Genomic DNA, 18,264 nt, shown 5'->3' on the forward strand with positions numbered 1-18,264 from the left:
GGCAGCCAGAACCGGTTGTATTACAACCGTACATCTGGCCGATGACGGGGCTCACAGGTCATCGGTCCTTCTTTTTTATTTTGAAGGCTGTTATATGATCCCGGGAAATGATCTGATCATGGTGGCTTTTCAGGCATGGCGTCCAATGCATCCGGAAGCCTGTGATCGCTGCATAAGAAATCGTTCAGGTCCTCATGATCCTTATAGAGAAAGGAACGATCCTGAAATTTTGAGCTCCGCGCTGCAGCCGACCTGGTGCAGGTCTGGCCTGCCGGATTATTATCGAGGTAGAGATGGACTGCATTGTACAGCAGCATCTCTTCTGTTGCACCCTCAAAAAAGGCGAGGCTATTGAGCACCAGGAAATCATTATTTCCGGCTGCGGTTGCTTGAAGGGTCAGAAAGGAAAGGAAGTCGAAAAATCCTTCAAAGACGCATAGCCGGGTATTACCATTTTTAAACCAGGTTACCGCCTTTGGTGAATTGCTGCCTTTAAAGAATTTATTGCGCAACTCGTACCCGCCAAGTTTATTGGCAAAGCCAATGGCAAAATATTTTTTATCGGCAATACTGAAGTCAACTTCATTACAATACTGAAAGGCCAATTTATGGGATACCTTCCGGGAGGATATATACTCGAGGAGCGCCGGGTGTGAAAGCGGCTTTGTGTTACTTATTTTTATCCTGGTATCCGGCGTTGCTGCGATGGCTAATTCTGGAACAGGAATAGAAGTAGATTCATTAGATAGGCCCGATAAAAAATCGCTGACGGAACACCGGAAGTAAAGGATGCCAAAATCAATGAGGTTACCACCCTGCCCCAGACCAAAATCATACCACCTATTTAATCGCCGATTAATTTTAAAGGAGGCCGATTTTTCTATGCGGAGCGGAGATAAATACCAGTAACTGTAGCCTCTTATTTTTTGCGCCTGAATACCCAGCGATGCCAGGTAATCTACCATATCCTTATTCCTGGCTTGCCCGCAGGAAACCGTATGCATTTTTCTTTCCATCATCCTCAAAATCATCTTCCCAAAATCAATGAGTTCAGGACAAAAATATCAGGCTGGTGGCGTATTACAGCGACCTGATAAAATTCTACGGAGGTAAAAACAAGGTGATGCCCTTACATTTGTAGGGTGATCAATAGTGATTAGGATTTAAAATAGAGCAGGATGAACACAAACGAAATTTCAAGGGTTTACGATACCCTGTTAAGCGTGCCGAGTATGGATGAAATGATTAAGATGGATAAGCGGATCAGCAGAAAAATAATACTGCTACTGAGCCATGTAATCGAAGGAGGACTGAAGTCAAAAGATGGCAGCATATCGCAGCTACTCTCGGTGCTGCCCAAAGAGGCAGTTTCTGAAATCAAGGATTTTGCGGAAGATTGTCTTAGCAAAGCCGGACTAAAAGAAGTCAAGCTCAAGCTGGAGCAGCTATCTGCTTAGGAAAGAATTGAAAGAAATAGAGCGGGCATGGGGTTGTACCCCATGCCCGTTTTTTCATTTCCGGGCAGACAAAAAATACAAGGTTGAAAGGGGTTGTCAAATGTGCTTAGCGGTTATCTGCTCTTTTGAAAAAAATAAAATTCAAAAGCGTATGAAATCAAAATTAAAAATGAGTGTGTTGCTGATCGTGCTGGCAATACTTATTGGCTGTTCAAAAGAAAAAAATCAGGGTCGGCAAAATGATCCTGTTGTTGGTGAGGTGAATCCCGATCCTATGAAGAATTATAGTAGCCCTGCGGCAAATAACAGAAACCCCTATGACAGCGTAGGCATTGCGCACAATAAAATCCTGGATTCTTTAAGGAATTATGTAGCCGTCAGTAACGATACCACGCATGCAGGCGCGGTAAAGTACCTGCAACAATATTTCCTGAAGTATAAAGGGGTTAGGGTTTACCCGGTAATAGAGAAAGCAACCGGAATTGCAATCATTCAGGACTACCATAAATTTATGCAGCAGCCGGGCTTTTCAAAAGAGGCGCAAAAGTATATCCTGGAAATGATGACTATACTCGATGGCATCAGGGACACGGAACATTTTGAAGCTTACCGGGATAAGCTGATCACTATAGAAAATTCCGTATTGATCTCCCGGTTGGATGTTAGGGAAGCAAAATATATTCTGGCTACCGCTTCTGTGCTTCGGCATTCGGGATACTATTGGATGAAAATTTTTTCTTCCGGCATAAAACCAAAAAGAGGTATACTGGGAATCTTAAGGAAAATAGCGGGCGTGATAACAGCCATTGCCGCGGATGCAACGGTAGTGGGCTGGCATGTGGTCAAGGGATCGCCGTACGATGTGCTAATAGAGGAAACGGTTACCTGGAGTGAGCTATGCGGATATTATACCGGGTGGTACCCTGATGGGTTTTAGGTAAATAAAATACCATCAACAAACGCGCAGCCGCCAACCCCGATTCCAAAAGGAATAAATCAGCAAGAGGGGTTGGCGGCTGCTCCTTTTCCAGGCGCAACTATAAACGGATTATAGGTGCTGGAGCAATTTTAAACCCTGTCAGGCAACTTTCAGGGGTGCAGACGTAAAATCCTTCAGGTTGGTAAAAAAGCCCCTGTTATCGGTCATTCCTGTGCTGAAAATATTCCATATTAATGATGCACCCAATATGGCAATATGGGGATTGATGAATAAATCCTGTTTTTGCAATGCCTCAGCTGTAGAGCAGCTGGGTTCGTTTTGATCCTCGGTTGCTTCCAATAAATTTCTAAATTCATCTGTAATGAAAGGTAAAACGGATACGGGCTTGTACCGTTTTGTTGGGGGCTGTTTGATCTCAGGGATGGTTCCCAGGATTACCTGCCCGGTACTTTGCGAATTTCCGGTATCCAGCCAATATAACGGTGCGTCCCGATTGATGGCACTTCTTTGTCGGAAGCAGGAAAGTATCTCAGCTATTTCAAACCGGGCAGTTGCCGTATCTACGCAGGATATATACAGGTTGGCCTGTATTTCAGGACAGCCTTGCATATTTTTTTCAAAACGTTGCGTTTTTGCTTTCCAGTTGAACCCAAAGAATCGATTGATTTTATTGATCAGTGCAACGGATTTGGGGAGGCCAATTTCCGCCTCCGCAAAAAGCTGCCTGCCAACATTGGGTTGGGTTACTACATCATCATCCCAAAGGTTTACCTGGAGGCCTGGGTGACCTACATGGTTTAGAGAATAGTTCATCTTAGCCAGCGCAGTCAGCATGTGGCTTCCGGTACCCCCACCGCCGATCAGGTTAACCGTTACCGGGTTGGTTGGATTGATCAGGAAATTATGGGTAAGGTGCATTGGTGTTTTAACGTTTTTCATAACAGGTCTTTTATTTTTAGTGAAGTAGCGATTAGGTGTTCTACCGGGAACGCTTTCCCGGTTTTATAAAGTTCCTGCCAAAGCTGGACTATGTTTCCTTTCACCGGAACATGGCCATGCATAGTATGGCTGAAATAAGAGTTATAGAAATAGGCCTGCCACAGCTCCATAAAATCCTCAAGGCCGCATTCTTCTTCGATTTTGATTTCGACTGTACCCATACAGACCTTTCCGCTTTCATAAACATTAAAAAAGGGGGCATGATATAACTTTTGGTTGGCGTCCGGTTTTAACTTTTTTGTGGACTTGACCGCATAAACAGAAAGGCTGGATTTATTGGCCTTCCAGATCATAGCCGGGACAGCAACGCTGCCGCAGGGAATGCCGAGGGTTTCAATAAACCGGAGGCCTACTTTTTGTGGTGGCGTAAACCAAATGGCAAAGCCTTCCATCCCTGCCGAGGTATACAATAAATTTTCCGGCAACAGGTTCCGGGACTGCAGGAATGTATTGCTCAGTTCTGCGGTATTGGCAAGGGATTTTGCGAGTGTAATACTTTCGGAAACAGAAAGGGGATGGGCATTTAAAGGTTTGCCGTTGTTCCCGATATCAAAGGCCTCAATATAAAAATTGTCAGCGGATACGGATTCGTAAACCAACAGTGCTTTCTTAGGCTCGTAAACCTGCTCAAATGTCTGATTAATCTTTATCATCGTTAAGGTCATATAAAAGGGTTACCAAATCATCCATTAAAAGGAATAGCTGTTTTTCAAATTTTAAATTTTCGGGCTTGCGTCCTCCTGGCGTATCATAAATGGTGTATTCCAAAGGCGCTTCGGTACCGGAATAATTACCTGCGCTATCATTCATGTAATTAACGGTTTCCGCTCCAAGCCATCCGTCATTAGTCCACACAAAGGAAATATACTGGTCTGCCGACATGATTTCGTCGTATTCGTCGGGAAACTGTACACAGTTGAACTGATCATAAATCTTCCTGGAGGGGTATTTTCTATAAAGGGCATGGAATTTCCGGGATAGAGAAAGTACCCTTTTGCCCAAAAGGTCTTTTGGCTTATAGCAGTCGTGCCGCTGCTGCCACTTTTCGTGATGGGATGGGTGACTTAAAATCCGGTGAAAACGTCTTGCAAAATGTTCAGCTGCATTAAGAGCACTCCTTGCCGTTTGCAGGTCTTTTTGCTCCAATTGCTCCTCATCGTTTTCTACCCATTCCCTGAACTGGTCGTAAATGCCGCTTATAAAATCCCCCTTGGTATATGAAGGGATTTTAATTATGAAATAGAGGTAAGCGCAAAGCGTAACCAATAACCTGCTTTCAGCTTTTCTCTTTTTGTTCCGCATAATCTTTAGCAGCATATCAAGAGGGATATAATAAAGCGTGCAGCTACACCCAAACTCCTCAGCGATAGCAAGGCAAAATGGATGGCTACCATTTTCTATAAGCATCAGTTTTTTGTAGTAGGATTTTTCTGCTACCATTGGTTTTGCCTGCTCAAATGCAGCCTTGATATTGAACGGATACGGGTCATCTGTGAGGGAGATCGGTTTTAGTTTGAAATCCGCTTCCAAGTGCCGGAGGCATTGTATAAAGTAGGCTTCCTGTTGCTTCCAGTTCCTGCCAATTTTCGGGTCGCATATAACAGGACAAAAAGTATTGTTTAAAAAAGCATCGGCAAATCTGCTACCGGAACGCTTCTGTATTTTTGTTGTGGTATCTCGGCGGCATTTTTGAGCCTGTTTAAATCTTTTGCGAACTGGCCGATCTTGTTGTATTGTTTCCATAAATCTGAATTGATGGTTTTTGATACTACCCGGAAGGGTTTTTTAACTTGATTTTTCATGGTTATCCTTTTGTCCCTACAGTAGATGTGAATTTATATTGCACTTCATCTTCACGAATGACCGGGCCTTCAAGTTTGGCGGTAACCAGTTCAGGGTATGTCCTTGTGTAGAAATTCATTACTGCCTGTGGGCTTAGGCTTAGTTCGGGATCGGGAAGTTTAACTTCTTCGTTTTTGACTTTGTATAAAAAAATCCGGGGGAGTGCTTTTGCTATTAACATGACTTAAAATTTTGGAGATTAAATATTAAAGAGATCAGGTGCGAAATGAACAGACAGTTCTTCCCTGCGCTTGCGCAGGAAATCGGCCTTGTCGGGATACTCGGCAGGATCGGGTACTTTCATCCATGCTTCCCGGTATTTTTCCTGTGCTTCCAGCTCCGCTACCTTTTGGATGGCAGCATCGTATTTACTGATCGGTTCTGCTTTTTGTTTTATGGTAGCGGACGGCTTTTTATTCATCTGTGCCTGTTGGCCTGCCGCCTCCTGCTGTTTAAGATAATGCTCCATGCTGTTATGCAGCTGAATGGTTCCCGTAAAGGCTGTCCTTATATCTGCGAAGAAAGCATCATCCAATGCAGCTGCGGTATTGGAAAACGTAAGCGGAGGTATGGATTTTCTCGCATTATCTCCGCAGCTGTCGTCGTTGTATAGTACGGATACAATTATTTTTTCTGTTCCGATGGGCTTTACTACGATTACCCATTCTCCATTAGCTTGCATAGCGGCTATTTGTTTAAAGAAATTCGTTTCCATAAAAATTTATTTTAGATTGTTTAGGTTGTTTTCCATAGTTCGGACAGATCATATCCTGCCTCTTCAAAAATATAGTTGAGGTATTCCTTAACGATTTCCTGGCTATAATTATCCGAAGCAGATAGATTGATGAATTTTGCTTCTGTATTTTCGATCCATTTGCTGACCGCAACTGCATCCCTAGCTTCGTCACTGTTTCCCTCCCCTGAAAGTTTAAAGGAAAATGAGCCAAACCGTAACCAAAAGAAATTCCGGTGAAGCTGTTGCGCCGAAATCGGACGCTTCCAGTCGGGTAACTGTTTTAGGCCTTCGGCATCATGATTGATATAATCAGCTTGTTCCTCTAAATGTTCCCAGGTGTTGAATGTCGTTCCGATATTCCCACCATATTGAGCCGCAAGTTCCATATTGAGTAACTGGATGAAAATTTCAGTTTTATATTTCTCCTTCAATTCTACAGTCATATATCGTCCCATAACTATAAGTTTTATGTTTTTAGGTATTGTTAGTGATGTTTGATCCAGTCGGCACCAATAATGATCAGCCCCAGGATCATGAGCAATCTTCCCAATAGTTTTAGCAGACGTTCAAACGAGGTAAGCAAAACCTGATGGGTATGGTTGCGGAAAAGTTCAACGCCCATTTTATTGCGGCGGTTAAAACTTCTGCTTTTCATCCAATGCCTGAGCAGGCAACCTGCCAGGACAAGTATAAGGCCTACAAACTTTGCGGTTCTGATATGAAATAGTGCTTCCATTTTTTAATATTCTTTAAGGGTTAATAATTTTTGTTTCATGTCCTGCCAGTACCTTTGTCTTTGCTGCTCAAATTCCTGTAGGGATTTAATTTCTTCTACCTTGGTATAGCTTAGGAATTTTTCCACCATGTCAAGGGCTGCTTCCAGATCGGTTACCTCTATTTGCTGTCCTGTTAAATCAGTTATATACATGTTGTTTGATTTAGGTTGTTAATGGTTATTTTTCTTTGGCAGGTGTTTAACCTCTGCGTTTAAATCTCCGGGGATTTGTGGCGGGTAATCGGCGAGGCTAATCTTGATGGATGCTAACGCCTCATTGAAGGCAAAGCAAATCCGGGTTACTTTAACTTCATTTACGCTAATCAATTTTTTGCGCTTCTTTTTAAGATCAAAATAAAGGCTCCACAATGCGGCTTCGTAGTGTCTGCCAATAGCAGATGTGAAATACCTTTTATAAATTCTTCCTTTCGCTGCTTCAATTTTAATATTAAAGTTGAAGTCATAGCAGATATGTAGCCTTTCCATATTTTGTATTTATTAATGAATAGAAAATTCACCGCAGGTGCGCCAACTTTTGGAAGTCGGCAAATACCCGGTCTATTTCTTTTTCTGTTTTACATAAATTGAATTTTGCAATAAGGCTTTCAACGTCTTGAATAGGTGTCATGGGCGAGAGGGTAATTTCATGTACCATACCCTTCAGCCGTACCTCCAGCCGGTAAGGCTTGGTTATCCTCTGCCGGAGTTTCATCGCCTTAATGATCAGGGATTCGTCTTGTGTATAGCTATACCGGGCAATAAGCTGCTGTATCCTCCAGTACCTGCCGAACCTTGCCAAAGGGCTTTTGCCTTTTTTCTTCGGCTTTGGTTTTGACCTGCGCCTTAGATCATCCTGGAACTGTACAAGACTGTATCCGCTATACTCTGCCTGCATCATGACGAAGGCAAATAATGGCATCTGCTTGAACAGTCTGCGCGCTTTACGCATCCGCCGGATTTTAAAAAGCCTTTCCTCATTGAATTTTCCTTCCCTTCCCATAGCATTGTTTAAAGATGGTTTAGGTTATAAGTTGACCACAGTGCAGCCCTATAATCAGGCAACTGTTCAATAATGGCCTTTGACACATCCCTTATCAGCCGGTCTAAGAATAGGATATCTTGTAAGTCCGTTGTGTTCTGTCGTGGAATACAGTTGTGGTTAATATTATAGCGGATGCAATGAAGCCATTTCAAAAATTGAACTGCCGTAGGCGGCGGGGGCGTTATGCCAATAAGCAGTTCCTCCCGTTCAGGCATCTGCTCGCCTTCACTGTATTCATTTTCAAAAGAATCCCAGTTTAAGGTATGCCAGGATGCAACAATGTCAATAATCCGCTCACTAGACATTTCCCGGCAACAGGGATAAAAGTTTTCGTTTACTTTCACTGCTATACTGGCTTCAAACATTTTTCTTGCTACGGCAAGAAATACGGTTTTCTCTATGATTTGTATGGACATGTTATTAGTGTTTGTGCCTTCCCAGGGGTTGGCCGTTAGTGATAATTGTTAAGGCTGAAAGATTAAATGAAAAGAGGGAGGGCGACCGGGGACAGCCCTCCCCGGTGAATTAATTGAACTGGAAAATATCCGCTCCGTTACTCGCAAAATCAACACAAAGATTAAAAGCCTTTTGGCTGTAAAGCTGTGCGGTACCACCCATAAGGGTTGACTTTACTTTTGCTTCATCGTCTTTGTAATTGCGGACATTCTGAAAGTACCCGGTAACTGCGTTATAGGCACCAAAGACAGTACCTTTCGTTGTTTCCATTTGTTGGGTTTCACTGTTCATGGCATAAGCCAGTACATCATTACAGGTATTTTTATAAAGGGTGGATAGTTCATCGTCCTTACCTTGGATCAAGTTGGTTAAGGTTTCCTTATTAGGTGCCATTGCCATTAGGATCAGCTTGCGCACCTCGTTGTCTGTGATCCTAACCTTTGCCCATTGGTTAAAGATGCCTTCCATCTGAACGGACAAGGTATTGGACAGCCCCATAACCTTATGAGCTTCTTCCAAACGCTGTTTTGCATTTGCGGTATGCCTGATTTTGATCGTGTGGGAACTTTTGCCGAGCGCAGCGTTGAGGGTATTCTGACACACAATTCTTATCGGGGTAAAGGCTGCGGTAATGCTGCCACTGCCATCATGTGAGGTTGTAAGGAACAGATACTTTTCGATCATGTCCTCTTTGCCCACCCGGATATAATCGGGCAGCTTGGCCGTAATGAAAATACGTTCTCCCTGGCCTAACGCTCCTGCTGTTTCGTATAGGATACCATCCCCACCACCTACAATTGCATCAAAGAAGGCAAAGGCATCAGCATTTTGTACCACCTGGTAATCTTTGCCCACAACACCGAGTATTGCGTTGTTGTCCCTTCTTTTTGTTGCATAGTAATCGGGAACCTTTAACGTAGTATCCTGGGCGGTTATACCTGCATCAGTAATAGCAAGACCATCCGTTTTAATATAAAGCGGAGCCTTTACAACTTGGTAATCCAGTCCGGCATATTTAATCGCTTCGGAACTGGTAGGATAGTCTTTTACGATCTGCCCCAGTCCATGCCATGCCTGCTCTTTAACGGAAAAAAATGAATGCCTGCCGGTTTGTTCGTTGAAAAAAATGTTATGTGCCATGATTTTTTAATTGAATTTGATTAAAGATTTTTTGGTTTGAGTTTGGATTAAAAGGGGAGGTCTTCGGAAGTATCTGCACCAATTGCCGGAACAGTTGCTTCCATGTTAACCGGGATGTTATAAGGCTCCCGATCTTTTGCGTAGGCTTTGATTTCAATATCATCCACATGGAAAGTCAGCTGCGCTATGGGTTCGCCTGCCTTGTTGATGTAGGCCCATGTGCCTATGCGGCCTTTTGCTTCTACCAATGCCCCTTTTAGTAGCTGTTCCGCCACCGAGGGGTTCAGCCAGTATGAACAATTAAAGTATACCGGTTCCTCCCTGTACTCCTGGCCTTTGGGTTTGTAGCCCTGGTTGTGGGCAATACTGAAATTGACTACCTGTTTTTCTGTTTTTGTGGTCTGCAGTTTTGCATCTGCTGTTAACCTGCCTTTGATTTGCATAACGGTTGATTTTAATGATGAAAAAATTGTTTGCTACTCGCTTTTTTCCTTTTCAGCCGCCTGCCCGAAAGAGCATTTTTCAAAAGAAAAAACGGAAAAAAAGAAAGCAATCAGTTTCGTGGAGCCAAATGGAGAAAGCCAAAAAATATTTGATTTAATGGGGGGTCCCTTTAGGGGGGAAACCGTTCATTCAAAAATTTTTTTGCAGCCCTTGTGCGGGGGCTTGGCTACACGAGATTCGCTGCCTTTTTATCCGTTTCGAATGCGAAAAATGTATTTATGGTAGTTGGCTTCAATCTTTTTATGAAGAGCCGGTATTTGGAAGAGCTTTAAAATTGTATAGTACTATAGTGGTGCTAAAGGGAAAAAATGGGACCAGGGATCCACTTTGGGATAGGAATGAATATTAAACGGGGAAATATAGTGTTCGTAGATCTTTGGAATGTCCGTTAGGGATGGAGGCGGATATCCCGCAGCCTGAGCGAGGAATTAGAGCGGACAGCCCGGCCCGAAGGGAACGGCCGGATAAAAAAAGGAAAACGGAATGCAGCAAGGCCGCACCCCGTTAAATTAACGCTCTCCCGACTAATATAGAAATAAAAAATTACATACGATGTCTGGACTTTATTCGTAAGTTTTTTTGATTTCAAACCAGCTAAACAAATCGGAAAAGAGCATGTTATGCTTATTACCTAATTCATTGATACGATGGAACAGATGAACATTGCAGAAGAATTGAAAGTGACTTTGAACTATGAAGCCAAAGACCTTTCCAGGCCGGTACGCGAACTGCGTCCTGTTCTTTTTAAAGACGGGCCGGGATATAGCTGCCTATTGGGGCCGGATCTTGATACCGGTATTATCGGCTCAGGCAATACCCCGGCAAAAGCCCTCCAGGATTGGGAGCGGAGTTTATACCAGCGAATAGACAGACCAACGGAGGATGATGCAACTGCACAGTACGCAAAAGACCAGCTTTCAGTATCTAAAAATGATGTTGGGTAATGGCAAAGGAAAAAATGCCCGTAAATATTGCACCTATGCTCTGTCGGTTGGTGAGCGATATCCCCACCCTGGACAGTTACCTTGCCGAAATCAAATGGGACGGGTATCGTATTATATCTTCTGTACAGAAGGGGAAGGTCATCATGAATTCAAGGGGCGGACTGGATTATACCAATAGATATCCTTTAATAGCGGAGGCACTGGTGAATCTGGGCCACGATGCTGTTCTTGATGGCGAAGTTGTTGTATTTAGTGAAGGTAAACCAGATTTTAATGCAGTACAGCTATATAATGGTAAGCGAACACCAATAGCCTACTGCCTATTTGATCTCTTATACCTTAATGGTCATAGCCTTATGGCACTGCCGCTATCACAAAGGAAAGAATTATTGCAACAGCTGGTTAAAGGAAGCGACGTGCTGCAGTTCAGTGCAAGTTTCGATGACGCCAAAGCACTGTATCAGCAGATGCTGGACCGGGACCTGGAGGGCATCGTGATGAAAAAGAAAGACAGTGAATATATACCCGGCGCCAGGGGAAACGAATGGCTGAAAATACCTACAAGGAAACGGCAGGAGTTCGTAATCGGAGGCTGGGCAGAGTCCGATAAGGCCCGTTCTTTTAAATCTTTGCTTTTCGGCGCTTATGAAAATGGTAACCTTACCTGGATCGGGCGTTCGGGCGGCGGCTTCAAGGAAAAAGAAATGCCCGGGATACTCAAAAAGCTCCAGTCCTTGGAAATTGAGGAAAGCCCTTTCATCAATAAGGTACTGGACACCAAAGGAGCGAAAATCCATTGGGCCAGGCCGGAGCTCGTCGCCAATTTCGAATTTGCAGCCTGGACAGAAACTGGCAGGATCAGGAAGCCCGCTACATTCCTGGGATTTCGCGCTGATAAGAAAGCTACAGATGTAGTCAGGGAGGTGCCAAAGGAAGAAAAAGAGATAGCAGCAGCAGCAGCAGCTCCAAAGAAAAAAGCAAAAGCAAAATCAAAAGGTGGGGAAGCGATGAAAATAGCTACTTACAATGTGAACGGGATCAATGGTAGACTCCCGGTTCTGTTACGCTGGCTAGAAGAAGAGCAGCCGGATGTGGTCTGCCTCCAGGAACTGAAAGCCCCGCAGGAGAGGTTTCCACTGGTTGCGATCAATTCTGCCGGGTACCAGGCCATATGGAAGGGACAAAAGAGCTGGAACGGTGTAGCCATCCTATCAAGAGAGCACGAGATCAAAGAACTGAGGAGGGAACTTCCCGGAGATCCCGAGGATGAGCAAAGCCGGTACCTGGAAGCCATCGTAAACAATGTTGTGATCTGCTGTCTGTATATGCCCAACGGAAATCCCTACCCCGGTCCAAAATTTGAGTATAAGCTAAAATGGTTCAAGCGCCTGGCTGCTCACGCCAATAAATTAAAGAAAATAAATGTACCGGTGATCCTGGTAGGTGATTTTAATGTAATGCCAACGGAAAAGGATGTATACAAGCCCGAACGCTGGGTAGATGATGCGCTATTCAGGAAAGAGGTCCGGGCCGCATTTAAAAAGCTTACAAGCCAAGGCTGGACAGATGCCATACGCAAATTATATCCGGAAGAAACAATTTATACGTTTTGGGATTACTTCAGGAATGCCTATGGCCGTAATGCCGGACTGAGGATAGATCATTTTCTGCTCAGCCCCCACTTAATTGACCGACTGACGGATGCTGGAGTTGACAAAGGGGTAAGAGGCTGGGAAAAGAGCAGCGACCATGCCCCGGTATGGATTAAAATTGAATGAACAAACTAAACAGAATTATTAAGCCTATATAGTAAAGGAAGATTTACTAACGATGAATAAAGCAGAATATCTCGTAGCCATCGGCGCTTCGGCCGGCGGCCTTGAACCGATGATCAAAGTGATCAAAAGTCTTAAAAAAACCTCAAGCATAGCTTATGTTATCCTGATGCATCTGCAAAGGGATCACAAGAGTTTTCTTACGGACATATTGAGCAGTAAAACTGAATTGCCCGTCGTTAAAATCACTTCAGCGATGGTTCCCCAGGCTGATCATATTTACGTACTTACGGAAAATACATTTGCGACCATTGAAGATGGACAAATACAGGTAAGGGATCGTTTGGAATCCGAAAAGATAAACCAGGCGGTCAATATATTTTATAAATCTATGGCAGAAACTTACAGGGATAAAAGTATAGCTGTTATCCTTTCCGGATCAGGTGATGACGGCTTTGCCGGGTCACAGGTTATAAAAGAAGCAGGCGGGCTTCTGCTTGTTCAGGACCCGGAGACAGCCGATTTTAAAGGGATGCCAGGAACTATTGTAAACAAAGATCATCCTGATGCAGTAATTGTACCTGGTGACCTAGCGGACTACCTTGTAACTTATCTGTCTGCCAGCAGAAACAATTTGGAATCTTCCCTCCCTTAGAATCTTGAGAACATATCCAATGGGTGTGCAAAAAGCAAATAAACATTGAAATATTTTTTTATCCCCTGTAAGCATTGTGGAAAGTAAATCCTGGTAGCTCAAGCTGATAAAAGAAATCAATCTTTCATCTTTTTTTGCAGGTTTTCTCTCCTTTTCTTCCAGGCAGCTATTATCGGATCATCATGAGAAGGATGTCCTTTAGCGGTTAACAGCCCCAGGGCCTTTGCAAGCCCCATGCTTATGCATGCCGCTTTTTTATTTTCCGCAATCCAATCCTTTTGCTCACTTTTTTGCTGTTCCAGATAGGATTTGATTGCTTTATTGATGATGATCAGCTCTTTGCGGTAGAACTTCTGTTTTCTGTAGATAACCATCAGACGGGAATAGGCAACGATATTTATCTTGTTCTTTTTTAAAAGGTTGAGGTAAATATCCTCCGCACCTTTAAGGTCACCTGCTTTCTCCAGCTGCCCGGCGCTGCTGATCTTTTCGGAAATACTGGTTGAGGTTGCAATCATATTATAAAACCGATTAAGGCCGCTGTGTAACAGGGTTGTAAGGAAACAAAACGCAAAAATAAATGTTGTTCTATAAAATATAATATCATGGCAGACGATAAAAATAAGAGAGATGCACGCGACCGCAACCAGGTTGCAGCAGGTGAAGACTATGAATTAGCTTACCTGGAAGAAAAATTGGGTGTTAGCCGCCAGCAAGTTAAAGATGCTATTGCGGCCGTCGGCAATAACCGCGAAAAGGTTGAGGAATATCTTTCAAAAAATAAATAGGCCTATGCCTGGTACAATGGGGATTACCCACCTTCTTATAAACACCAGCCAGCCCTGTTCCGGGAAAAAGCCGTTGAGATTGCCAATGTTCTTTTTGAAGAAGGTGTTAGATAAGGCATTCCCATTGTGCCTGGACTGAGAAGAGCCCGTGAATTTTTTGAAGAAGCTGATCCTTGTGATATGAGAAATGAGAATTAGCCCTATCCGATGGATAAATTGAAAAGTCTTTGTTGTATCTCAACAGGGACTTTTTTAACATCAAGTATTGGTAATGGCGCTAATAATTTTGTAAATTTAAATAACTGTTTGGCAGATGGAATTATTTGAAAATGAGCATTTCCAGGTTGATTTAAATGGACTTATATTACAGATCAAGGAGCATGACGTGGGCAATCAGCAGGTTTTCCATATTAGTTTTCCAGATCAGCGGAACCCTTTAGTTATTCATAAAGCTTCAACGGTAAAGGGAAAAGTCTGGATGTCTATCCCCCAAGGCAGACAAAAAGAAGCAGAAGAAATCGGGGATTTAATTACAGCATATTTTAAAACGAAATAACAATGTGTTACTATAACGGACAAAAGGTTTCTCACGCTGAATTTATTCGGCTGATGAACCTGGAAAAAGAAGTAGCTAAGTATGACTTTTTGAACCAGGGTGTACAAAACGCATTTAATCATGGCCAGATTGCGGTCATTGTTCCTACAGAGGATAAAACCAATTTTGATATTGGACAAATGGAATGGGGTTTTATTCCTGCATACATAAAGAACCGGGAGCAAGCTACGAACATGCGTAGAGGATATAAAAATAGCCAAGGGAAGTATATTCCACCATATCACATGATGAATGCTATAGGCAAAGAACTTTTAGATCCTGGAAAAGTATGGAATGTGGCAGCAAGAGAACACCGGTGCTTGATTCTTTCATCCGGATTCTACGAATACCAGCATGTATATCGTAAAAATAAAAAGACCGGTGCAGATTTAAAGACACCAGATACTTATCCCTACCATATTACGGTCAAAGAGAGTGACTACTTTTACATAGCTGGCGTATGGCAGTATTGGAAAGATCAAACTACCGGCGAAGTGATGCCGACAGTCGCATTAGTAACCACAGAGGCTAATGGTATTATGAAACAGATCCACAATTCAAAAAATAGGATGCCCACCATTTTACCTGACGACCTTGCATGGGAATGGCTTATGGGTGACCTAAATGACGAGCGAATTATCGAATTGGCTACTTATCAGATCAGTTCAAAGGAAATGGAAGCCTGTACCGTATCGAAAGAATTTCGGGATGCCTTAGATCCGGCAGTACCTTTTGCTTATGAGGGCTTGGCAGCTTTAGACCTTAGCATTGAGTAGGTATTAAGCAATAATTTTATTTATAAGCGTCCTTTCCAGGGCGCTTTTGTAATATATTGTCGCCTAATAAAATGATGTTCCAATTTTCATTCTATTTTTCTTAAATTCTATTGGAATAATTTTTAAGATATTAATAATCATAGTGATTTATGATATTATCAATATCCATGCTTTGAAAAAATAAAAGAAAGCTATCTTCGTGAATTCCGAATTGAAAAATATTGACGACTATACCTCCCTTTATACCAAGCTTGCATAGGCCATTTAACCAGTCGCTTAAAGCGACTAAATGGGTATGCAAATTTGTTTCACAACAAAAGCATCCGATTTCAAGTTCTGCTTTCAATTATAGATTTTATGTTTTTCTTCTTAATTTTCTATTTAAGGAATATAAAAGAATGGCAGGTGGTCTTTCTGAATATTACGGTATTCCGAGCAAAGAAGCAGTAGATCAAATTCAATCTACTTTAGTTAATCTAACTAATAACGAAAAAGAAAAGCTGATTCAGCATATATTAAGTTCTGATAGGGATGATGCGATCTCTAAACAAATCTATTCGACTTATAAAGCGGCTTCATATTTTGTAAATTTCGCAAAAGATAAATTTAAATTAATCGGCTCGAGAAATGAGTTGTCTGAGGCTGGTGAGCAGTTATTATCTCTTAGGAGCAGCGCATTTAATTATTCGGAATCAGAAAAACTGTTTTTTTTTAATAAAATTCTTGAGACGGATTTTCTCCTTTTCGTGTCTTTATGTAAATTTATTAGGATTGGAAAAAAATATAACTATAAAGATTACGTAGACTTGCAGTTTGATTTTTTAGACGAGTATTATGGTATTAAGCATTTTAATTTTACATCAGCAAGTTTAGGAAACTATAATGCGGTTAGAAACCATTGGATACAGGCGTTATCAATCCTTGACAAAAAGAAATTCATTAAGAAAAAGTATTTAAAAATAATTACATTATCACCGATTTACCAGAGTTGGTTGTTAGATGTAGAAGGTAAAATTTTGCTATTTGAAAGTGATAGTTTTAAAGAAATTTTAAAGTATAGAAGAAATAAAGACAAATTTGAAAAGCGTTACACAAACCTTTTAAAACTAGGGAAGGGTGACTTGGGTTTTGTAAATCTTTATGACATTAAGAGTGTAATGGTCATGTCTTATGAGAGTTTTGATAAATTCTTGAACACATATTATGAGCATGAAAAGAGAAAGAAACATATATTTTTCAGTAACATTGTCAATTCTATCGACGGTAGAAAAAGGTTTAATGTGAGGAATGTTCCGGTTTTAAAAGTTAAAATTAAATAATAATGGAAATAAAAGACTTGTGGAATAAACTTTCACCTCGTTCAGAGACGCTTCAAACGTTGAAAAAGGACCTTGGTGAAGGTAAAGCCCCAGAGCTTCCATATTTTATTATTGACCAAAATGAAGCAAAAGAAAAAATTGGTGCCAGCTTAAGCCAGATTGACGGTGAAAGAATGCTGACCAATATGATTTTGGGCCAATATGGAAATGGAAAAACAAACCTTTTGAAATATCTGAAACTTTTCTTTGATTCCATTAAAGGAAACGTCGATTTTATCTACACTCGTGCTGACATTGAACAGCCGGACCTTATTCTATATTTATTAAGGATAATACAGGATAAATATACAAATGATCTTATTCTTTTTATTGAAAACCTACGAAATGAAGAGGGGCTTAAAGCAAAGTTTGCTAATAATTTTGAGGACAATTTCTCTCAAATATCAGATTATGTAAATGAATTATGGAACCCGGTACATGATCAAGATGCCATTAAGAAACTAATATATTTGGGGACCGGGAGATTATATACCATCGGAAGTTTCACAAGTTTTGGATTGCAAAAACTTGAGAATTTCAATAGAAGAGAAGTTCTGGTATTATTTTTAAATATTCTTGCCCACAAAAGTAAATATGTTGTTTTCTCCATCGACGAAATTGAAAAAATATTTGAAAAGTCGAAAGCAAGATTCAGCCAGTTTTTAACATCGTACCGGGAACTGATCGACCTGTTTAATAAAATAAAGGGACATTTATTATTGACATGTATTACGGATGCATCAGGGAGGGCTCAATTACAAAATGCAAATGAAGCATTTTATACCCGCATAAATCCCCACATCGTTGAATTGCCAAATATTTATAAAAAAGAAGATATTGAAGAACTAATTGTCACTTTAGATCAGCTGTTCCAAACAAATAAAGGTGGTGAGATTAGTGTTATTTTGCAGAAAGTCTTACGGAAAAAACATCAACGAAACCGCGATTTGTTAAGGCATGTTGGCGAATTGCTAATTACCTCAACAGAAACTGAAACGGCAGATGAACAAATAGCAAAATTTGAATTAGCCGACCTCTTCTTAGAAACTAAAAAAGAACTTGAAATTGAGGGTTCATTAACTGCGCTACATAATAGGTTTTTTGATCCATTACAATATTACTTAGAGGCCAATAGTCTATTAGAGTTAGATAATAAATTAGATAAGAGAAATAATTATTTTTTTGATGAACTAAACAAGAGAACACATTTATTTTTATTCAATGAAAATATTGAGATTGACATGTTGAATAAAAAACTCAATAGCACTTCTTTTAACGATAATCAACTACTTATTTATTCACCTATCAAACTTGAACTTAGCAACAGCCAGATCAAGTTTAGGGAACAAAATCCTGACTTTAAAATAATAGATTATGATCCAGAATCTCTTTTTATTTATTTGATAATGTACAGAGATAATTTAGATAAGCAGGAGCAACTTGCTTCTGTGATTTCGGCTTACACTCAAAATTATCTATAAG

Annotated in this window: 26 protein-coding genes; 10 read left to right on the forward strand and 16 right to left on the reverse strand. The window is 41.3% G+C overall.

Going from position 1 to position 18,264, the window contains the following annotated elements; translation table 11 throughout:
• Window positions 1-116: 116 nt before the first annotated feature.
• Window positions 117-1,019, reverse strand: a complete 903-nt coding sequence (locus tag OQX64_RS03845; protein WP_265817702.1) for a toprim domain-containing protein — start codon at window positions 1,017-1,019, stop codon at window positions 117-119.
• A gap of 159 nt (window positions 1,020-1,178) precedes the next feature.
• On the opposite strand from OQX64_RS03845, the gene OQX64_RS03850 reads away from it, so the two are divergent.
• Both OQX64_RS03850 and OQX64_RS03855 read left to right on the forward strand, forming a co-directional pair.
• Window positions 1,179-1,457 carry a hypothetical protein gene (locus tag OQX64_RS03850; protein WP_265817703.1) on the forward strand — a complete coding sequence of 93 codons (279 nt, stop codon included), beginning with the start codon at window positions 1,179-1,181 and terminating at the stop codon, window positions 1,455-1,457.
• A 151-nt stretch (window positions 1,458-1,608) separates the two neighbouring features.
• Window positions 1,609-2,394: a hypothetical protein gene (locus tag OQX64_RS03855; RefSeq protein ID WP_265817704.1), complete on the forward strand. Its 786-nt coding sequence runs from the start codon at window positions 1,609-1,611 to the stop codon at window positions 2,392-2,394.
• Between the two features lie 141 nt (window positions 2,395-2,535).
• Here OQX64_RS03855 and OQX64_RS03860 read toward each other — a convergent pair whose 3' ends face one another.
• The 14 genes from OQX64_RS03860 to OQX64_RS03925 form a co-directional block, all read right to left on the reverse strand.
• Window positions 2,536-3,336: a PRTRC system ThiF family protein gene (locus OQX64_RS03860; protein ID WP_265817705.1), complete on the reverse strand. Its 801-nt coding sequence runs from the start codon at window positions 3,334-3,336 to the stop codon at window positions 2,536-2,538.
• Entirely contained in the window at window positions 3,333-4,049 is a 717-nt protein-coding gene (locus tag OQX64_RS03865) for a PRTRC system protein B (RefSeq protein WP_265817706.1), read from the reverse strand. Before OQX64_RS03865 ends, OQX64_RS03860 begins: the two co-directional genes overlap by 4 nt.
• Complete coding sequence (locus OQX64_RS03870) at window positions 4,036-4,926, reverse strand: hypothetical protein (RefSeq protein WP_265817707.1); 891 nt, start codon at window positions 4,924-4,926, stop codon at window positions 4,036-4,038. The genes OQX64_RS03865 and OQX64_RS03870 overlap by 14 nt, the downstream gene beginning before the upstream one ends.
• An 89-nt stretch (window positions 4,927-5,015) precedes the next feature.
• Window positions 5,016-5,198, reverse strand: a complete 183-nt coding sequence (locus OQX64_RS03875; protein WP_265817708.1) for a hypothetical protein — start codon at window positions 5,196-5,198, stop codon at window positions 5,016-5,018.
• Between the two features lie 2 nt (window positions 5,199-5,200).
• Window positions 5,201-5,419 (reverse strand): PRTRC system protein C, encoded by a 219-nt coding sequence (locus OQX64_RS03880; protein WP_265817709.1) that lies wholly within the window; start codon window positions 5,417-5,419, stop codon window positions 5,201-5,203.
• Window positions 5,420-5,437: 18 nt separating this feature from the next.
• Window positions 5,438-5,953 (reverse strand): prtrc system protein e, encoded by a 516-nt coding sequence (locus tag OQX64_RS03885; protein WP_265817710.1) that lies wholly within the window; start codon window positions 5,951-5,953, stop codon window positions 5,438-5,440.
• Window positions 5,954-5,973: 20 nt separating this feature from the next.
• On the reverse strand, window positions 5,974-6,429 hold the full coding sequence (locus OQX64_RS03890) for a hypothetical protein (RefSeq protein WP_265817711.1): 456 nt from the start codon (window positions 6,427-6,429) through the stop codon (window positions 5,974-5,976).
• 29 nt (window positions 6,430-6,458) lie between these two features.
• Window positions 6,459-6,710 (reverse strand): hypothetical protein, encoded by a 252-nt coding sequence (locus OQX64_RS03895; RefSeq protein WP_265817712.1) that lies wholly within the window; start codon window positions 6,708-6,710, stop codon window positions 6,459-6,461.
• A 3-nt stretch (window positions 6,711-6,713) separates the two neighbouring features.
• On the reverse strand, window positions 6,714-6,902 hold the full coding sequence (locus OQX64_RS03900; protein ID WP_265817713.1) for a hypothetical protein: 189 nt from the start codon (window positions 6,900-6,902) through the stop codon (window positions 6,714-6,716).
• Window positions 6,903-6,920: 18 nt separating this feature from the next.
• Window positions 6,921-7,235 carry a hypothetical protein gene (locus tag OQX64_RS03905; protein ID WP_265817714.1) on the reverse strand — a complete coding sequence of 105 codons (315 nt, stop codon included), beginning with the start codon at window positions 7,233-7,235 and terminating at the stop codon, window positions 6,921-6,923.
• A gap of 28 nt (window positions 7,236-7,263) precedes the next feature.
• Window positions 7,264-7,749, reverse strand: a complete 486-nt coding sequence (locus tag OQX64_RS03910; RefSeq protein WP_265817715.1) for a hypothetical protein — start codon at window positions 7,747-7,749, stop codon at window positions 7,264-7,266.
• Between the two features lie 8 nt (window positions 7,750-7,757).
• Entirely contained in the window at window positions 7,758-8,207 is a 450-nt protein-coding gene (locus tag OQX64_RS03915; RefSeq protein WP_265817716.1) for a hypothetical protein, read from the reverse strand.
• Window positions 8,208-8,316: 109 nt separating this feature from the next.
• Window positions 8,317-9,387 carry a DUF932 domain-containing protein gene (locus OQX64_RS03920; protein WP_265817717.1) on the reverse strand — a complete coding sequence of 357 codons (1,071 nt, stop codon included), beginning with the start codon at window positions 9,385-9,387 and terminating at the stop codon, window positions 8,317-8,319.
• Between the two features lie 47 nt (window positions 9,388-9,434).
• A complete protein-coding gene (locus tag OQX64_RS03925; protein WP_265817718.1) occupies window positions 9,435-9,830 on the reverse strand; it encodes a single-stranded DNA-binding protein in 396 nt (131 codons plus the stop codon).
• Window positions 9,831-10,538: 708 nt separating this feature from the next.
• Here OQX64_RS03925 and OQX64_RS03930 point away from each other — a divergent pair.
• From OQX64_RS03930 to OQX64_RS03945, 3 genes are read left to right on the forward strand one after another with little or no spacing between them, the layout of a single operon-like run.
• Window positions 10,539-10,835 (forward strand): hypothetical protein, encoded by a 297-nt coding sequence (locus tag OQX64_RS03930; protein ID WP_265817719.1) that lies wholly within the window; start codon window positions 10,539-10,541, stop codon window positions 10,833-10,835.
• Window positions 10,835-12,613, forward strand: a complete 1,779-nt coding sequence (gene ligD, locus OQX64_RS22395) for a non-homologous end-joining DNA ligase (protein ID WP_322974919.1) — start codon at window positions 10,835-10,837, stop codon at window positions 12,611-12,613. The genes OQX64_RS03930 and ligD overlap by 1 nt, the downstream gene beginning before the upstream one ends.
• 52 nt (window positions 12,614-12,665) lie before the next feature.
• Window positions 12,666-13,265: a chemotaxis protein CheB gene (locus tag OQX64_RS03945; protein WP_265817720.1), complete on the forward strand. Its 600-nt coding sequence runs from the start codon at window positions 12,666-12,668 to the stop codon at window positions 13,263-13,265.
• Window positions 13,266-13,381: 116 nt separating this feature from the next.
• Here OQX64_RS03945 and OQX64_RS03950 read toward each other — a convergent pair whose 3' ends face one another.
• Complete coding sequence (locus tag OQX64_RS03950; protein ID WP_265817721.1) at window positions 13,382-13,783, reverse strand: hypothetical protein; 402 nt, start codon at window positions 13,781-13,783, stop codon at window positions 13,382-13,384.
• Window positions 13,784-13,870: 87 nt separating this feature from the next.
• On the opposite strand from OQX64_RS03950, the gene OQX64_RS03955 reads away from it, so the two are divergent.
• The 5 genes from OQX64_RS03955 (at window position 13,871) to OQX64_RS03975 (ending at window position 18,263) form a co-directional block, all read left to right on the forward strand.
• On the forward strand, window positions 13,871-14,053 hold the full coding sequence (locus tag OQX64_RS03955; RefSeq protein ID WP_265817722.1) for a DUF3606 domain-containing protein: 183 nt from the start codon (window positions 13,871-13,873) through the stop codon (window positions 14,051-14,053).
• A gap of 313 nt (window positions 14,054-14,366) precedes the next feature.
• Window positions 14,367-14,609 carry a hypothetical protein gene (locus tag OQX64_RS03960; protein ID WP_265817723.1) on the forward strand — a complete coding sequence of 81 codons (243 nt, stop codon included), beginning with the start codon at window positions 14,367-14,369 and terminating at the stop codon, window positions 14,607-14,609.
• Between the two features lie 2 nt (window positions 14,610-14,611).
• Window positions 14,612-15,424: an SOS response-associated peptidase gene (locus OQX64_RS03965; RefSeq protein ID WP_265817724.1), complete on the forward strand. Its 813-nt coding sequence runs from the start codon at window positions 14,612-14,614 to the stop codon at window positions 15,422-15,424.
• Window positions 15,425-15,822: 398 nt separating this feature from the next.
• The gene (locus OQX64_RS03970; protein WP_265817725.1) at window positions 15,823-16,743 is read left to right on the forward strand and encodes a hypothetical protein; all 921 of its coding nucleotides are present in this window, start codon (window positions 15,823-15,825) and stop codon (window positions 16,741-16,743) included.
• 2 nt (window positions 16,744-16,745) lie between these two features.
• The gene (locus OQX64_RS03975; RefSeq protein ID WP_265817726.1) at window positions 16,746-18,263 is read left to right on the forward strand and encodes a hypothetical protein; all 1,518 of its coding nucleotides are present in this window, start codon (window positions 16,746-16,748) and stop codon (window positions 18,261-18,263) included.
• Window position 18,264 lies beyond the last annotated feature (1 nt).

The sequence above is a fragment of the Pedobacter sp. GR22-10 genome (assembly GCF_026239715.1).
Classification (GTDB): Bacteria; Bacteroidota; Bacteroidia; order Sphingobacteriales; family Sphingobacteriaceae; genus Pedobacter.

Excerpts from the sequence above, each read along its gene's own strand:
- OQX64_RS03955 (WP_265817722.1), top strand. The coding sequence starts at position 13,871 with ATGGCAGACGATAAAAATAAGAGAGATGCACGCGACCGCAACCAGGTT.
- ligD (WP_322974919.1), top strand. The coding sequence starts at position 10,835 with ATGGCAAAGGAAAAAATGCCCGTAAATATTGCACCTATGCTCTGTCGG.
- OQX64_RS03930 (WP_265817719.1), top strand. The coding sequence starts at position 10,539 with ATGGAACAGATGAACATTGCAGAAGAATTGAAAGTGACTTTGAACTAT.
- OQX64_RS03865 (WP_265817706.1), bottom strand. The coding sequence starts at position 4,049 with ATGATAAAGATTAATCAGACATTTGAGCAGGTTTACGAGCCTAAGAAA.
- OQX64_RS03880 (WP_265817709.1), bottom strand. The coding sequence starts at position 5,419 with ATGTTAATAGCAAAAGCACTCCCCCGGATTTTTTTATACAAAGTCAAA.
- OQX64_RS03890 (WP_265817711.1), bottom strand. The coding sequence starts at position 6,429 with ATGGGACGATATATGACTGTAGAATTGAAGGAGAAATATAAAACTGAA.
- OQX64_RS03970 (WP_265817725.1), top strand. The coding sequence starts at position 15,823 with ATGGCAGGTGGTCTTTCTGAATATTACGGTATTCCGAGCAAAGAAGCA.
- OQX64_RS03920 (WP_265817717.1), bottom strand. The coding sequence starts at position 9,387 with ATGGCACATAACATTTTTTTCAACGAACAAACCGGCAGGCATTCATTT.
- OQX64_RS03910 (WP_265817715.1), bottom strand. The coding sequence starts at position 7,749 with ATGGGAAGGGAAGGAAAATTCAATGAGGAAAGGCTTTTTAAAATCCGG.
- OQX64_RS03915 (WP_265817716.1), bottom strand. The coding sequence starts at position 8,207 with ATGTCCATACAAATCATAGAGAAAACCGTATTTCTTGCCGTAGCAAGA.
- OQX64_RS03960 (WP_265817723.1), top strand. The coding sequence starts at position 14,367 with ATGGAATTATTTGAAAATGAGCATTTCCAGGTTGATTTAAATGGACTT.
- OQX64_RS03850 (WP_265817703.1), top strand. The coding sequence starts at position 1,179 with ATGAACACAAACGAAATTTCAAGGGTTTACGATACCCTGTTAAGCGTG.
- OQX64_RS03975 (WP_265817726.1), top strand. The coding sequence starts at position 16,746 with ATGGAAATAAAAGACTTGTGGAATAAACTTTCACCTCGTTCAGAGACG.
- OQX64_RS03950 (WP_265817721.1), bottom strand. The coding sequence starts at position 13,783 with ATGATTGCAACCTCAACCAGTATTTCCGAAAAGATCAGCAGCGCCGGG.
- OQX64_RS03925 (WP_265817718.1), bottom strand. The coding sequence starts at position 9,830 with ATGCAAATCAAAGGCAGGTTAACAGCAGATGCAAAACTGCAGACCACA.
- OQX64_RS03945 (WP_265817720.1), top strand. The coding sequence starts at position 12,666 with ATGAATAAAGCAGAATATCTCGTAGCCATCGGCGCTTCGGCCGGCGGC.
- OQX64_RS03965 (WP_265817724.1), top strand. The coding sequence starts at position 14,612 with ATGTGTTACTATAACGGACAAAAGGTTTCTCACGCTGAATTTATTCGG.
- OQX64_RS03875 (WP_265817708.1), bottom strand. The coding sequence starts at position 5,198 with ATGAAAAATCAAGTTAAAAAACCCTTCCGGGTAGTATCAAAAACCATC.
- OQX64_RS03845 (WP_265817702.1), bottom strand. The coding sequence starts at position 1,019 with ATGATGGAAAGAAAAATGCATACGGTTTCCTGCGGGCAAGCCAGGAAT.
- OQX64_RS03885 (WP_265817710.1), bottom strand. The coding sequence starts at position 5,953 with ATGGAAACGAATTTCTTTAAACAAATAGCCGCTATGCAAGCTAATGGA.
- OQX64_RS03855 (WP_265817704.1), top strand. The coding sequence starts at position 1,609 with ATGAAATCAAAATTAAAAATGAGTGTGTTGCTGATCGTGCTGGCAATA.
- OQX64_RS03895 (WP_265817712.1), bottom strand. The coding sequence starts at position 6,710 with ATGGAAGCACTATTTCATATCAGAACCGCAAAGTTTGTAGGCCTTATA.
- OQX64_RS03860 (WP_265817705.1), bottom strand. The coding sequence starts at position 3,336 with ATGAAAAACGTTAAAACACCAATGCACCTTACCCATAATTTCCTGATC.
- OQX64_RS03900 (WP_265817713.1), bottom strand. The coding sequence starts at position 6,902 with ATGTATATAACTGATTTAACAGGACAGCAAATAGAGGTAACCGATCTG.
- OQX64_RS03905 (WP_265817714.1), bottom strand. The coding sequence starts at position 7,235 with ATGGAAAGGCTACATATCTGCTATGACTTCAACTTTAATATTAAAATT.